Consider the following 12,604-nt stretch of genomic DNA (forward strand, 5'->3'; position numbering starts at 1 on the left):
AATATATTCCTAGCTGCGTCCGTGAAGGCGGCGTAAGTAACGCGCTTGCCAGATATTGATTGCGAATAAAAGAATCAACGATGCCATCAACACAACCGACGCAATGGCGCTGGCCGCAGGGAAGTCGAACTCTTGTAAGCTGACAAAAATCATTAAAGAAGTAATCTCACTGACGTATGGCATATTGCCCGCGATAAAGATAACCGCGCCAAATTCTCCCAAGCTACGAGTGAATGACAGCGCAATGCCTGTCATTAAGGCTGGCCACAACGCAGGGAAAATCACACGACGAAAGACTGACCAATCGGACGCGCCCAGCGTCATGCCAGCTTCCTCTTCCTCGGGCGACAGTTCTTCCAAAACGGGCTGAACGGTTCGGACCACAAACGGAATACTGGTAAACGCCATCGCGAGCACGATACCCCACGGTGTATAGGCAATCTTGATGCCGATACTTTCTAGTATTTCTCCATACCAGCCAGTCGGTGCATACAAAGTGGCTAAAGTGATACCAGCAACGGCGGTTGGCAAGGCAAAAGGCAAATCCACCAAAGCGTCTAGAATACGACGCCCAGGGAACTCATAGCGTACTAACACCCAAGCCAACAAGAGGCCAAAAAAACCATTGAAAACAGACGCTATCAACGCAGCCCAGAGGGTGACTTTATAACTGGCGACAACACGTTCATCGCTGATGACTTGCCAGTACCGATCCCAGCCCATATCGACGGACTGCATAACCAGACCTGTCATGGGTAAGAGCAGAATCAAACTGATAAAAAGCAGGGATGTTCCCAAGCTTAAGCTCAGTCCAGGAAGTACTCGCTTATGACGAGGTCGCGTGCCAGCCACGCTAAGTTGAGTTGCCATTTACTTGCCTATGTTTGAGCAATGAAAGTGTTACGGTGAACGTCATGACCCAATAAAAAAGAGTGACTTTATAAAGACTTTCTTTAAAAGTTCTTTTAAAAGGCACCCTGTAAAGACAGAAAGGCCGAATACGCAAGCGTATCCGGCTTATTCGATCCGTCTACTGTTTAGCGACGTTGAAGTTGGTCTAGTTTACCACCATTCTTGAAGATTTCTTTAGTAGCTTTTGGCCAGCCACCGGCAATCTCTTCGACGGTTAATAAAGTGACTTCTGGGAACTTGTCAGCAAATTCTGCTTTTACAACATCGTTATGAACGCGGTAGTTAAAGCCAGCAAGAAGACGCTGTGATGCTTCGCTGTATAAGTAGTTTAAGTACTCATGAGACACTTTTTCTGTACCATTCTTTTTCGCATTTTTTGCGACAACAGCCACTGGAAATTCGGCCAAGATAGACGTTTTTGGTACAACCACTTCGTATTTGTCGGCACCGTATTGATTACGAATGTTATTAACTTCGGATTCGAAGGTAATCAATACATCGCCAATACCACGCTCAACGAAGGTTGTCGTTGCACCACGGCCACCGGTATCAAAAACAGCTACGTTTTTCAGGAAAGTACCTAGGAAATCGTCAATTTTAGCGTCGTTGCCTTTGCCGAAGGTTTTTTGTGCGTAACCTTGCGCGGCGAGATAAGTGTAACGGCCGTTGCCCGATGTTTTAGGGTTTGGAAAAACCAGTGCGACATCATTACGTGCTAGATCGCCCCAGTTTTGGATATTTTTTGGATTGCCTTTACGAACAAGAAACGCCGTCGTGGAATAATAAGGTGAGCTGGCATTTGGAAATGAAGTCTTCCAGTTTGCTGGAATCATTTTCGCTCTGTCATGCAGCACTTGTACGTCTGTAACTTGGTTAAACGTCACAACGTCTGCTTGCAGGCCGTTCATGATGGCATTGGCTTGTTTTGAAGAGCCTGCGTGAGACTGTTTGATTTCGATGGTTTTACCGGTGGTTTCTAGCCAGTGTTTCTCGAAGGTTGGGTTGTACGTTGCGAACAATTCACGAGCGATGTCGTAAGAGGTGTTCAGAATAGTTTGATCCGCAGCCGACGCTTGAACGGCTCCGCTTAATAATAGTGTACCAATAATGGTTTTTAAGGAACGTGGTGCAGACTTCATAATACCCTCTGTGTAATCGCAGTTATTCTCAATATGAGGGTAGATTACTTAAAAGATTTTGTTATTACAATGACGTTTAATAGACTTTTTTAGAATATTCATAAAGCACTTTTCTAAGATAGATATTTTTCAATTAATGGGCTCATAAAAAATTATTCTCGGTTAGTTTTGATCACAATGGATTGCAGCCAATCCATAAAAACCACCAAGCGTTTTGGTGGCTGTCGGCGTGATGGGTAAAGCAAAGAAACGGGCATAGGTTCGGCTTCGAATTGAGGTAACACTGGAAGAAGTAAGCCATTCTCGATGAAGCTTTCCACACCAATGGCTGGGATTTGTGCAATGCCAAGTCCAGACAAACAAGCATCCAAATAAGCGTCTGTGCCGTTCACCGCCAAGTTGCTTGGCATGGATTGTTGTTTTACTTTACCGTCCTCCATGTATTCGAACTGTGCGTCGAGATTGCCTAATGTGTGGGAATACTCAATCAGTTTATGGTTGGCTAGCTCTGTAAGTGTTTGAGGAATGCCATAGGCCTCTGCGTAGTTTGGCGATACACAATTGAGACTTCGGTATTGTGTTAATGGTCGAGCGATTAAACTACAGTCGTCCAGTTCGCCCACTCGAATGACGCAATCTTTGATTGGACTGATTGTTTGAATTAATCAATTAAAAACAATAACTTAATGTGTGTTACTTTTCTTTCGGGTGCAAAGGGGTGAAAAAAACATTTCTTAATATTTACTTTTGTTAATGACATGCTCTAAAAATATAACGTTTTTATCAGGGCTATCCAGCTTTGAACGAATAAATCCATTTTTTTCCATTATCTTAATTGACCCAATATTATTGATTTCAACACCTCCAATTAGAGAGTGAATATACTTATCTAAATACGCCCATTTTACTAGCCCTTTAATCAATTCACTCCCATAGCCTTTAGCCCAAAAGATTCACCCAATAGGTAGCCAATATGTAAGTTTAATTGCATTGGTTTCGTCTCATTGTCATAGAGAAAAACAAAGCCAATAATCTCATTGTTTGGTTTTAATTGGATGGATAGAAAACTGCTTTCTTTAATTCTTTGTTGCCACCAATTGCTTGCCTCTTCATAGCTTGTTATGTTTTGCCATTCACTTGGGAGAGAGTTAGTCACTGCTGGCGTTAACAACTCTAAAACTTTAAGTGTGTATAGCCGTTGACTGCTATCGTCAAATATTTGGGATTTAACACTGTTAATTACTAGACGTTCAGTATTAAACGCACATCTTTGGCACAGCGGTAGGAGACCTGTCATTGTAAAATTTCTTTGTTAGAGTTTTTCAAAGTATTTGTAATAAAAAATGAGTGATATTACATAATTTACGTATCACCCATATTTTATTATTAGAGGTGCATTTTATACTTAGAGTGAATCGGTTGACTCTTCTTTAAAAGGTTGCTTAAACTCCATCGTCATTTGATATCCTTTAATTGCAGGCACTGCAATAGCATTTAAGCAAAGTTGCCCTAACATGATTAAAGTTGCCGTTGCTAATGCATCTAATATCCACGCAATGGCAGTACCACCAATACCAATATAGCTAGGCATAGTTTCTAACGCTGGGGTTGTCTGTAATCCAGTTATACCATGTAGGGCTAATGCAACCCAAAAGCCAAAGCAATAAGGGCATTGCCACGCTTCGTATAAATAAGCCAGTGGTCTAGGTAATCTTTCAATAATCCAGTTAAACCAGTTTCCCCAGTCAGGTAACTTTTCCCACAACAAGATATATATCGAAAGTCCCATAAGCGCGAGTGTAATGTTAATATTAACCTCCTTTAGTTAATATTAAGCTTTATATCCTGTGATTATTGATGCAGTGGCATCTGGTTCACGGTTATCTGAGTTTGAAATATTTGTAAAACCAGTTTTGTTCAGTAACTTCACAATACCATTTCTAGTTTTAAGTTCATGTTTGCATGAAGCGTTTTCGTTATCGTCAGCTTGTTCTTGGCTGTATTCAACAGACTCTTCCCAAAGATCATCAACAGAGACAAACCGACCTGATGGCTTTAGTACTCTTAGTACTTCATTGAGTCCATCGTTAACATTTACCCAATGATGCAGAGTATTCACCGCTAACACTAAGTCACAACTTTCACTTTCAACAGGTATTTTTTCCGCTCCAGCAAGTAGATATGTTACCTGTTGAAAATTGTTGTCTTTTACGGTGAGTTTCGTAGCAATTTCAAGCATTTTAGGTGTTGGATCGATGCCTGTAGCATGTCCTGTTGTGAGTTTACTGGCAATTGCTCTAACAGCCGCTCCACTACCACAACCAATATCTAAAACAATTTCTGATGGTAATAGATTACAGAATTCAGGGATTTTTTTGTGAAGTAGAAGCTCTCCCCATTGGTCAACGTAATCTTCGGTAAGTTTGTCATTCCATGCACTGGCAAGTAGATCATCTTTGTTATCACTCATACTTTCATTAATCATTGTTAGGTTGGCTAACTATTATGATGACTTTAGTTAGTTAGTCAAACTAATTTTTATTTATAATGTTATTTATGTGAAAAATGTAAGGAGTGACTTCTTGCAAATATATGCTGTGAGGTTCGTCATAATAGTTAGTACTTATACAGAAGAAATGTTATTTTGTTAGGTAAGCTAACTAAATGATATTGTTTAACTATGGATTTGCAAAACTCACTAATAAAGTTTCAACGAATAATCTCTAGAACGTGGGATGTTCAAGCGTTTGATAATACAGAAAGCAGTTTGAGTTACAGTGAATTTGAGTACTTACTATGTGTTCATATTGCAGAGAATGCAGAAATTGATCCTGCAAGTGAGAAGCATGATGATAGTACTCATTTATCGGCACTGGCTGCTGAAATGCAAGTGCAAAAATCATCCGCAAGTTTAATGGTCAATAAGCTTGAAAAACGAGAGTTGATATACCGCGCCACTTGTCAATATGATGCAAGAGCACAGCATATACTATTAACCGAAAAGGGTCGGAAATTATTCTCGAACATTCAAAATTCTGTTTATCAGAATTTGGAAAAATCATTTAAAGGCCTTTTGGAAGATAAAGAATATGATACTTTTGAGCAAACACTAGCAAAGATTTGTGCTACATACCCTAACGAAAAATGATAGGAATCAGTCCAATCACTAGCGATAATTAATTTTATTTCGCCTCGTTAAATCCCGTATAATTAGCCTAAATTTTAGTTGTTACTTCTAATGTCTGAGTGAGATGTTGCTAAAATTTTTTAACTATTTGATTTATAAAGAAATTATCCTTTGTACTCATGCTCGATCGGATCGACTCGATAATCTGCGTTGCAGATTTTCAAACGAATGTTTGGGTAGTTCTCGATGAAGTCGGCGAGATGAGGAATCACCACGGTAGTTGCAAAACGGCTAGGCATGTCGACTCTGAGTACGCCGCGAACATCATCTGGGTTTCGTCGAAATTGGCTTCCGACAGCGTCTAATTCTGCCAGTAGTGTTTGGCATTGAGGTAAGTAGGTTTCGCCGTCTTGAGTTAAGATGATACTGCGCGTGCTACGATGAAAAAGCCGAGTGCCTGGGGATTTTTTGAGGCCTCGCACCGCACTGGAAATATTTGATTTTGGTAAGCCAAGGAGGTGGTTGAAGCCATTAAACAAAAAGGGCAGAAAGCCTTTGCGGTTCAATTGGATACACGAGATGTGACGGCGTTTGCTGAATTTACTCAGCACACTAAAGGCATACTCAATCAAGAGTTTGGTCACGATGGTGTTGAGCGAAGACAGTTTATCTTTAGACTGCCTTTCATTCTTGGATTTAAGCATTGGATAAAGCCGAGACTGAGTAGCTGCATCATTGCTATTGGTTAACTCGTATGGCGCAGTGTTGAAAAAGAGAAACGATCCTAAAGGTGTTTCTCTTTTTTTATTAGCCAAGATTGAGTTGAATTAAAGTGTAAGTATAAAGTGCAGCACAAATAGCGAGCGCAAAGAGCGCTAGATAATGCAGTATTTTTGGGCATGCGGTTTGATAGGTTTGAACCATGATCTTCAAAGTTGAAGGCCATTTATCTACCTTAAGTAACGGCATGCTAGTAAACACCATCAATAAACCGGAAATAAACGCGGCGTTTCCCCAAAAGTCGCCAAGATGCTGAGATCCATGCCAAGCAAAATTCCACACACCCGCCAAAAAAGCCCACAGGGCAAGCTCACCTTGACGTTTCTGCAGCCAAGCCCGCAAAGGATTGGGAAGCGACATCAAGAGAATCAATAGCATAGAAACCGTAACAACAAACCCCATTATTTCTTCCTCATCAAGTGCGTAAATAATCAATTTGTTATTAGACGGAATGAGAGCCACTTTATTACAAAATCATTTAGGTTGCTTAAACACTGCCTTCCTTTTCGATCACCAAAATACGGGCTTCACCCATAGGATGCGCAACATGCTCCGTACCAATCGCTGCATAAAATATATCGCCTACAGTCATTAACTTAACGTTTTCGACGTCATTGACTCGGTAGTGCATATTGACCTCACCATCTAACACCACAAACACTTCTTCGCCATCATTGATGTGCCACTTGTACGGCTGATCCGTCCAATGCAAATGCGTCGTCACACCGCTCATATTGACAATGTCTAACGCGCCCCAAGGACGATCTGCCGTGAAGGTTTTTGCTGAGATGAAAGTCATGAGCTTATTCCTAAGTGATAGATATAACATGACGTTAGAATGCTATTGCAGCGCAAACAAGGCGGTCGCATCGCTTAGGTTAAAATGGCGGCGATAAAAGTCAAAATATGGGTTGGATATAGCAGAGTGTTGGAATGGTTAGATGTTCGGAGATAGACTTCTGGTAAATATCTTTGTCATCGGTTGATAGTTGCAATCTAGGCATTCACGACTATTGGATCCTATCAATTGGTCTTTTGAAATACCTACATAGCTTAGGTTGTATCCATAATGGATAGCCAGATGTTAAAACAGAAAACGCTAGAGTAGAGAATTAGTTCTCTACTCTACTTAACTCAACGGAGTCTTGAACACCAAGTTTATTGATTAAAGGTACTGGAATTTGAGTAGGTATACGGGTCTTTGTCTACACCGAATTTATCTATCATAGGATCAACCTAAGTATTTCTTCAAAAGCTGTTCTTTTCTTTCTATGCACTGAGAGAAAGTAAGGGTTTATCAACAGAATATCTTTCTAAACGTATGCTTTCGACGAAGTTGTCACCTTTTTGTTTGTGTAGTTTGTTGTTTAGACGTTAATGATAGTGTTGGTTTACATCTCATTTTGATTTCCTTAACAGGTATGCGGATCTAGTATAACTAAGTCTATTACGGGCTTCTATTCCTAATGTTGTTTGAAAATGATACCGATTGGTAGAGTCAGTGAATTGTCATCTAATAAGAGCTGCTTGGTTGGCACCGATGCAGCCAAAGTATAGCGTGCCGACATGACAAAAACGTCATTGACATTTTTAAATAGAAACGTTAAAAAGCTAAATAAATTCACTTATTTTATCGGTTAGTATGCAAAAAATGTACGATTCAGATCAGCTCGTCACTCGAATGAGCTCTGACAATTGCTTGCGATGAAGCGTTGTTCAGAGCCTGATCAGGAGCGTTAGCCTCCTTACATTTATCGCCACGATACTCATATGCTCTGTCTATAAAGATGGGGGCGTATATATATGTGGCGATTAAATCAGGGCCATGGATGATAATTCATCCATGGCCCTTTTCGTTTAAGTTGTCTGAAGGCAGCTTTATAGAGCGAGCAGGGTTTTTCCTTGTTCGTTTTTTTTTGCCTCATTTTTGAGGCGGTCTAAATGATTTTTGGAGTTTAATATGTCTCAAAATATTTACGATAATCAGGCTTTTTTCGACGGTTATGCACAACTACCACGCTCTCAATTCGGTTTAGAGGCCGCCCCCGAGTGGCCCTCTATTGAGGCTATGCTCCCAGATCTTGTCGGAAAAGTGGTTATTGATCTGGGCTGTGGATACGGTTGGTTTTGCCGCAATGCGCGGGAAGCAGGAGCCGCCGACGTACTGGGTGTCGATTTGTCCGAAAGAATGCTGGCAAGGGCAAGGGAGCTTACAGATGATAACGGCATTCGCTATCAACGTGGTGACTTAGAAAAGCTTGTACTGCCGAGTCAAGCAATCGACTTGATATACAGTCAGCTGACTTTGCATTATTTGCCCGATCTCGTTCCGTTATTTACCGCTATTTATCAGTCACTGCAACCTGGCGGTTGGTTTGTCTTTACTACCGAGCACCCAATCTACACATGCCCAGTTCGTCAAGGCTGGCTTATCGATAATGAAGGCCAGCGGTCTTGGGCGGTTAATAATTATCAAAACGAAGGTAAACGTGTCAGCAACTGGTTGGCTGACGGGGTTGTAAAATATCACCGGACCTTGGGTACCATGTTGAATACGCTAATGGCGGCTGGTTTTGCTATTCGCCATGTTAACGAGTGGGGACCAACAGTACAGCAGATTGAAGCAAACTCGGCGCTGACCGAAGAAGTGGAGCGACCTATGATGGTATTGGTTTCTGCGCAGCGATAACACTACTTTCTATCACTTATCAAGGAATCTTTGTGGGTCCGAACGCCAGACGGTGCTTTGTTGCATTTATTAAGGTTCTTAAAGTACTAAATTGAGTAGTATTTCTGGACGAACGTTAGGAGACACAAAAAGCACCGCTAGTCGGTGTTTTTTTGTGCCTGAAACTCTTGCTTCCCTTCTTTGAAATCTATATTGTACTAGTACGCGAATACATGGCTATTTATAAAATAGAAGTGCATATGAAAGATTTGGTCCAATTTTTAACCGAAGTAGATGATGAATTGGTGTTGGAGAAGCGTTTAAAGGCGTTGCTCACACCGAATGAGATTGAAGAAATGCTGCGTCGTCTTAAAATTTTAGAACTGTTGGAGCAAGGTGTGCCGCAGCGCGACATAGCGAAACAGCTGGGCGTAGGCATTGCCACGGTGACCCGTGGTTCCCGAGCATTTAAGGAATTAAAAGAAGCATGAGTCAATCCAATAAAAAGCCGGAGCGCATCTCGCTACCGCGCAAACCTAAGTACGTTACTATCAGTTCTGACTGTGATTTTTTCGACTTGTTTAAGAAGGTCGAGAAGCGTTTTGAGCACTGTTTTATGTTGGAATCCCTTGGTGAAGAGAGCTTTATTTCTCGCCATTCGATTATTGGTTTTGACCCTGAAAAACTCATTTGGGCAGAAGACAAGCAGCTGTTTATCCAAGAACGCGACGGCACTACGGAATCTTTTGAATCCGATAACCCCTATTACTTACTGCGCAGTATTGTGCCGCAGAATATTTTGTCACGTGGTTTTGCTGGTGGTTTAACGGGTTATATCGGTTACGACAGTATGAACTATTTCGAGCCAAGTTTAGACCTTCAAGCCAGCGAGATGTTTGATGCGTTCCGCTTTGGCTTGTACAAAGATGGCCTAATTCTGGACAAAATGACGGGCGAAGTAACGTACTTCTACTATGAAGAGTCGGATGCTGGTGGCAATCGTTTAGACCTTGTGCAAGTCATGATGGCGGAACCAACGCCTGAAAATGGCGCCTTCGTTGTTACGCCAGCGGGTGAATCTATGAGCAAATTGGATCACGCGAATGCAGTGGCTAAAGTGAAGCAGGACATTGTGGAAGGGAAAATTTTTCAGTGCGAAGTCGGCTTCAAAAAATGGTTCGATATGGAAGGCGACACCATTAACTTGTACGAGCAATTACGCGAAGTGAATCCGTCACCACAAATGTATTACATCAAATTTGGTGAGCAAAAAGTCATCGGCGCGAGCCCAGAATTGCTGTTCCGCGTCCGCCAAGGGGAAATGGAGACCTTTCCGTTAGCGGGCACGGCGAAACGTGGCGTAGACGAAAAAGAAGACACGGCGTTAGCGCGTGCACTATTGAATGATCCGAAAGAAATCGCTGAACATAATATGATTGTTGATTTGCATCGTAACGACATTGGCCGTGTGGCACGCTTCGGTACGGTGAAAGTGCGTAGCCTGATGGACATTAAACGTTTCAGTCACGTTCAGCACATTTCCAGTGAAATTGTCGGCATCATGGCCGAAGATCACGATATGTTCTCGGCGTTGGCGAGCAACTTCCCTGCGGGAACCTTGACGGGCGCGCCAAAAATCGAAGCGATGAAAATTATCGATGATTTGGAAAACGACGGTCGTGGTCCTTACGGCGGCGCGGTTGGTCAGTTCTCTTTTAATGGCGATTGCATGTTTGCGATTCCGATTCGTACCGTGTTCGCTAATGGCAACAAAGCCTACGTGCAAACCTGTGGCGGTAACGTATACGACTCAAACGCAGAAGACGAATACGAAGAAATCCAACGCAAATTTGCTGGCACCAAACGTGTGCTAGACAGCTTCGCGCCAGCATCCAAAGCGTAAGGGAACCTGACATGAAAGAAAGACAGATGAAAGTGTATATTATCGACAACTACGACTCCTTCACTTACAACCTGTATCAGTTTATTGGCGAAGTATTGGAAACTGAGCAAAGCCGTGGCGAAATCGACGCTTTTGAGGTGATCGTAAAACGTAACGATGAAGTGACGTTAGACGACATTCGTGCCGCTGCACCAGATCGTATTATTATTTCCCCTGGGCCAGGTTCGCCTGACGACAAAGCGTATTTTGGTATTTGTGCCGACGTGATTTTGGAATTCGGCAAAACCGTTCCTTTGATGGGCGTTTGCTTGGGAATGCAGGGTATTTGTCATGTGTTCGGCGGTAACGTCGTCAAAGCTCCCTTGCCGATGCACGGGAAAACCAGCCCGATTACGCACAACGGCGAAGGCATCTTCCATGACATTCCAGACCAGTTAGAAGTCATGCGTTATCACTCGCTCATCGCCGAAGCAGAAAGTTTCCCCGATGTGCTGGAAGTGACGGCTTCGGTGGGGGATTTAAAAGAAGTCGACTTCAAGGACATCGCAACCATTCACCAAGGCGGCAAGTTCGAACTCATGGGCATTCGTCATAAAAAATACCCGATTCAAGGCATTCAGTTTCATCCAGAATCCTTCGCGACCGAAGGTGGCAAAGACCTGATCAAAAACTTCTTATTTCAGGTTTGATGGGTTAAAAAATCGCTACTGTTGAAGTAATAGAAAAGCAGTGCTCAGTAATGGGTGCTGTTTTTTTTTGTTCAAAAAATGTACTTGTCTCTTTTGAGAGACTAAGCTATAGTTTTATCAATATAAATATCGAGGGGTAAGGATGCCTGAAATCGATGCGTTATTAGGATTGTCGTTTTGCTTATATTTTTTTGATAATCAACAACACAAGTTACCGCATTTACATGTGAAATATGGCGGTTACGAATTGATTATTGCGATAGAAACCAGCGAATGCATAGAAGGTTATCTGCCCAATAAACAGCGTAAACGTGCTGAAGCTCACATAAGTATATATAGAGAGCAGCTCATGCAGATGTGGCGTAAAGCCGTGAAAGGTGAAAATCCGGGCAAGTTGGAGGATGTATGTTAAAAATCATTGATGTAGATTGGGTTAAAGATCACACCTTAGCATTAACCTTTAGCGATGGTTTTGAAGGAGAAGCAGACTTATCTGAGTGCTTTTCAAAACCACCCTTTGCCAATGTGAAAGATTTCAAACGTTTTGCTTTAACTGCCGATGGAGCCTTGAATTGGAGTGGTAATGAACTTGCTACCAGCACATTACGAGGTATCACAAAAGGAGCTTATCAGGCTGCCGCGATGCGGTTTGATGTAGAGCAAATGGAAGAAGTGATCAAACAGGCGTCATGGGATTCCATGACAGAAGGCCGCCCAGATATTCTGCAAGCTGCTATTCGATCCTATGTTGAGTTATTTGGACATCGCGTAGTGATTGCAAGAGCGGGCATAAAAAGTCGAACCAGCGCTTATCGTTCTCTTAAACCTGAAACCAAACCCAACTTTGCCACCTTAGTACAACTCGCCCATGCCGTTATTGAAATCGCCAAAGAGAGAGTTGGAGAATCGTTGTCGAACTCGGTTACTGCTTCGCATTAGTGTGTTGGCTTCGATAATTCTTAAATGACAAATAAGCAGTGTCCAGCGATGGGAGCTGCTTTTTTTTGAGTTTAATATATAGTCTTAAACCTATAATTTATTAAAATGACTAACTTATGAAAGTCGAGGTGAGTAATGGCTAGAACGCTTGATAAGTTAATTTCAGATCAGAAGCCTGAAATAGTAAGAAATGCCCGTAAAAAGGCGGAAGATATGGTGCTTGGCATTCATCTCGCCCAGTTACGTGAACGCATGAATATCACTCAAGAGGATATGGCAAACACGCTTGGCGTGAAACAGCCAACGATTGCAGGCATGGAACGCAAAGGCCGTGATGTAAAGCTATCGACCTTAAAGCGTTACGTTGAAGGCGCTGGTGGCAAATTAACCGTGGATGTTGAATTGCCCGATGGCAGCCATTACGGGTTTAATTTATAAGGCAGTGTA

18 protein-coding genes are annotated in these 12,604 nt (G+C 42.2%); 8 read left to right on the plus strand and 10 right to left on the minus strand.

Features of this window, described 5'->3' with window-relative positions; translation table 11 throughout:
- Positions 1–9 precede the first annotated feature (9 nt).
- From cysT to M3I01_RS01090, 7 genes are all read right to left on the minus strand, one after another.
- Positions 10–870 (minus strand): sulfate/thiosulfate ABC transporter permease CysT, encoded by an 861-nt coding sequence (cysT, locus tag M3I01_RS01065; protein WP_255893708.1) that lies wholly within the window; start codon positions 868–870, stop codon positions 10–12.
- A gap of 167 nt (positions 871–1,037) precedes the next feature.
- A complete protein-coding gene (cysP, locus tag M3I01_RS01070; RefSeq protein ID WP_255893709.1) occupies positions 1,038–2,051 on the minus strand; it encodes a thiosulfate ABC transporter substrate-binding protein CysP in 1,014 nt (337 codons plus the stop codon).
- Between the two features lie 152 nt (positions 2,052–2,203).
- Positions 2,204–2,713 (minus strand): LysR substrate-binding domain-containing protein, encoded by a 510-nt coding sequence (locus tag M3I01_RS01075; RefSeq protein ID WP_317133903.1) that lies wholly within the window; start codon positions 2,711–2,713, stop codon positions 2,204–2,206.
- Positions 2,714–2,785: 72 nt separating this feature from the next.
- Positions 2,786–2,974, minus strand: a complete 189-nt coding sequence (locus M3I01_RS18525) for a GNAT family protein (RefSeq protein WP_394358956.1) — start codon at positions 2,972–2,974, stop codon at positions 2,786–2,788.
- Complete coding sequence (locus tag M3I01_RS01080) at positions 2,971–3,348, minus strand: hypothetical protein (protein WP_255893710.1); 378 nt, start codon at positions 3,346–3,348, stop codon at positions 2,971–2,973. The genes M3I01_RS18525 and M3I01_RS01080 overlap by 4 nt, the downstream gene beginning before the upstream one ends.
- Positions 3,349–3,456: 108 nt before the next feature.
- A complete protein-coding gene (locus tag M3I01_RS01085) occupies positions 3,457–3,819 on the minus strand; it encodes a hypothetical protein (RefSeq protein WP_275564864.1) in 363 nt (120 codons plus the stop codon).
- 63 nt (positions 3,820–3,882) lie between these two features.
- Positions 3,883–4,521 carry a class I SAM-dependent methyltransferase gene (locus tag M3I01_RS01090; RefSeq protein ID WP_255893712.1) on the minus strand — a complete coding sequence of 213 codons (639 nt, stop codon included), beginning with the start codon at positions 4,519–4,521 and terminating at the stop codon, positions 3,883–3,885.
- Between the two features lie 210 nt (positions 4,522–4,731).
- Here M3I01_RS01090 and M3I01_RS01095 point away from each other — a divergent pair, with 210 nt between their 5' ends.
- Positions 4,732–5,199 (plus strand): MarR family winged helix-turn-helix transcriptional regulator, encoded by a 468-nt coding sequence (locus tag M3I01_RS01095; protein ID WP_255893713.1) that lies wholly within the window; start codon positions 4,732–4,734, stop codon positions 5,197–5,199.
- Positions 5,200–5,342: 143 nt separating this feature from the next.
- On the opposite strand, the gene M3I01_RS01100 is transcribed toward M3I01_RS01095, so the two are convergent.
- The 3 genes from M3I01_RS01100 to M3I01_RS01110 form a co-directional block, all read right to left on the minus strand.
- On the minus strand, positions 5,343–5,882 hold the full coding sequence (locus M3I01_RS01100; protein WP_255893714.1) for a LysR family transcriptional regulator: 540 nt from the start codon (positions 5,880–5,882) through the stop codon (positions 5,343–5,345).
- 103 nt (positions 5,883–5,985) lie between these two features.
- A complete protein-coding gene (locus M3I01_RS01105) occupies positions 5,986–6,360 on the minus strand; it encodes a hypothetical protein (RefSeq protein ID WP_255893715.1) in 375 nt (124 codons plus the stop codon).
- Positions 6,361–6,445: 85 nt separating this feature from the next.
- The gene (locus M3I01_RS01110) at positions 6,446–6,757 is read right to left on the minus strand and encodes a cupin domain-containing protein (RefSeq protein WP_255893716.1); all 312 of its coding nucleotides are present in this window, start codon (positions 6,755–6,757) and stop codon (positions 6,446–6,448) included.
- A 1,161-nt stretch (positions 6,758–7,918) separates the two neighbouring features.
- Here M3I01_RS01110 and M3I01_RS01115 point away from each other — a divergent pair.
- From M3I01_RS01115 to M3I01_RS01145, 7 genes are all read left to right on the plus strand, one after another.
- Positions 7,919–8,647 (plus strand): class I SAM-dependent methyltransferase, encoded by a 729-nt coding sequence (locus M3I01_RS01115; RefSeq protein ID WP_255893717.1) that lies wholly within the window; start codon positions 7,919–7,921, stop codon positions 8,645–8,647.
- Between the two features lie 239 nt (positions 8,648–8,886).
- Positions 8,887–9,117, plus strand: coding sequence for a Trp family transcriptional regulator (locus M3I01_RS01120; protein WP_255893718.1), 231 nt, complete (start codon positions 8,887–8,889; stop codon positions 9,115–9,117).
- Positions 9,114–10,529, plus strand: a complete 1,416-nt coding sequence (locus M3I01_RS01125; RefSeq protein ID WP_255893719.1) for an anthranilate synthase component I family protein — start codon at positions 9,114–9,116, stop codon at positions 10,527–10,529. The genes M3I01_RS01120 and M3I01_RS01125 overlap by 4 nt, the downstream gene beginning before the upstream one ends.
- A gap of 26 nt (positions 10,530–10,555) precedes the next feature.
- Positions 10,556–11,218, plus strand: coding sequence for an anthranilate synthase component II (locus M3I01_RS01130; RefSeq protein ID WP_255894773.1), 663 nt, complete (start codon positions 10,556–10,558; stop codon positions 11,216–11,218).
- Positions 11,219–11,360: 142 nt separating this feature from the next.
- A complete protein-coding gene (dhiT, locus tag M3I01_RS01135) occupies positions 11,361–11,630 on the plus strand; it encodes a type II toxin-antitoxin system toxin DhiT (protein ID WP_255893720.1) in 270 nt (89 codons plus the stop codon).
- The gene (gene dhiA / locus M3I01_RS01140) at positions 11,624–12,157 is read left to right on the plus strand and encodes a type II toxin-antitoxin system antitoxin DhiA (RefSeq protein WP_255893721.1); all 534 of its coding nucleotides are present in this window, start codon (positions 11,624–11,626) and stop codon (positions 12,155–12,157) included. Before dhiT ends, dhiA begins: the two co-directional genes overlap by 7 nt.
- Before the next feature lie 135 nt (positions 12,158–12,292).
- On the plus strand, positions 12,293–12,595 hold the full coding sequence (locus tag M3I01_RS01145) for a helix-turn-helix domain-containing protein (protein ID WP_112134742.1): 303 nt from the start codon (positions 12,293–12,295) through the stop codon (positions 12,593–12,595).
- Positions 12,596–12,604 lie beyond the last annotated feature (9 nt).

This window comes from Marinomonas maritima (assembly GCF_024435075.2).
Lineage (GTDB): Bacteria > Pseudomonadota > Gammaproteobacteria > Pseudomonadales > Marinomonadaceae > Marinomonas > Marinomonas maritima.

Excerpts from the sequence above, each read along its gene's own strand:
- M3I01_RS01080 (WP_255893710.1), bottom strand. The coding sequence starts at position 3,348 with ATGACAGGTCTCCTACCGCTGTGCCAAAGATGTGCGTTTAATACTGAA.
- M3I01_RS01105 (WP_255893715.1), bottom strand. The coding sequence starts at position 6,360 with ATGGGGTTTGTTGTTACGGTTTCTATGCTATTGATTCTCTTGATGTCG.
- M3I01_RS01100 (WP_255893714.1), bottom strand. The coding sequence starts at position 5,882 with ATGCTTAAATCCAAGAATGAAAGGCAGTCTAAAGATAAACTGTCTTCG.
- M3I01_RS01125 (WP_255893719.1), top strand. The coding sequence starts at position 9,114 with ATGAGTCAATCCAATAAAAAGCCGGAGCGCATCTCGCTACCGCGCAAA.
- M3I01_RS01115 (WP_255893717.1), top strand. The coding sequence starts at position 7,919 with ATGTCTCAAAATATTTACGATAATCAGGCTTTTTTCGACGGTTATGCA.
- M3I01_RS01145 (WP_112134742.1), top strand. The coding sequence starts at position 12,293 with ATGGCTAGAACGCTTGATAAGTTAATTTCAGATCAGAAGCCTGAAATA.
- M3I01_RS01095 (WP_255893713.1), top strand. The coding sequence starts at position 4,732 with ATGGATTTGCAAAACTCACTAATAAAGTTTCAACGAATAATCTCTAGA.
- M3I01_RS01120 (WP_255893718.1), top strand. The coding sequence starts at position 8,887 with ATGAAAGATTTGGTCCAATTTTTAACCGAAGTAGATGATGAATTGGTG.
- M3I01_RS01090 (WP_255893712.1), bottom strand. The coding sequence starts at position 4,521 with ATGAGTGATAACAAAGATGATCTACTTGCCAGTGCATGGAATGACAAA.
- M3I01_RS01130 (WP_255894773.1), top strand. The coding sequence starts at position 10,556 with ATGAAAGTGTATATTATCGACAACTACGACTCCTTCACTTACAACCTG.
- dhiT (WP_255893720.1), top strand. The coding sequence starts at position 11,361 with ATGCCTGAAATCGATGCGTTATTAGGATTGTCGTTTTGCTTATATTTT.
- M3I01_RS01110 (WP_255893716.1), bottom strand. The coding sequence starts at position 6,757 with ATGACTTTCATCTCAGCAAAAACCTTCACGGCAGATCGTCCTTGGGGC.
- cysT (WP_255893708.1), bottom strand. The coding sequence starts at position 870 with ATGGCAACTCAACTTAGCGTGGCTGGCACGCGACCTCGTCATAAGCGA.
- cysP (WP_255893709.1), bottom strand. The coding sequence starts at position 2,051 with ATGAAGTCTGCACCACGTTCCTTAAAAACCATTATTGGTACACTATTA.
- dhiA (WP_255893721.1), top strand. The coding sequence starts at position 11,624 with ATGTTAAAAATCATTGATGTAGATTGGGTTAAAGATCACACCTTAGCA.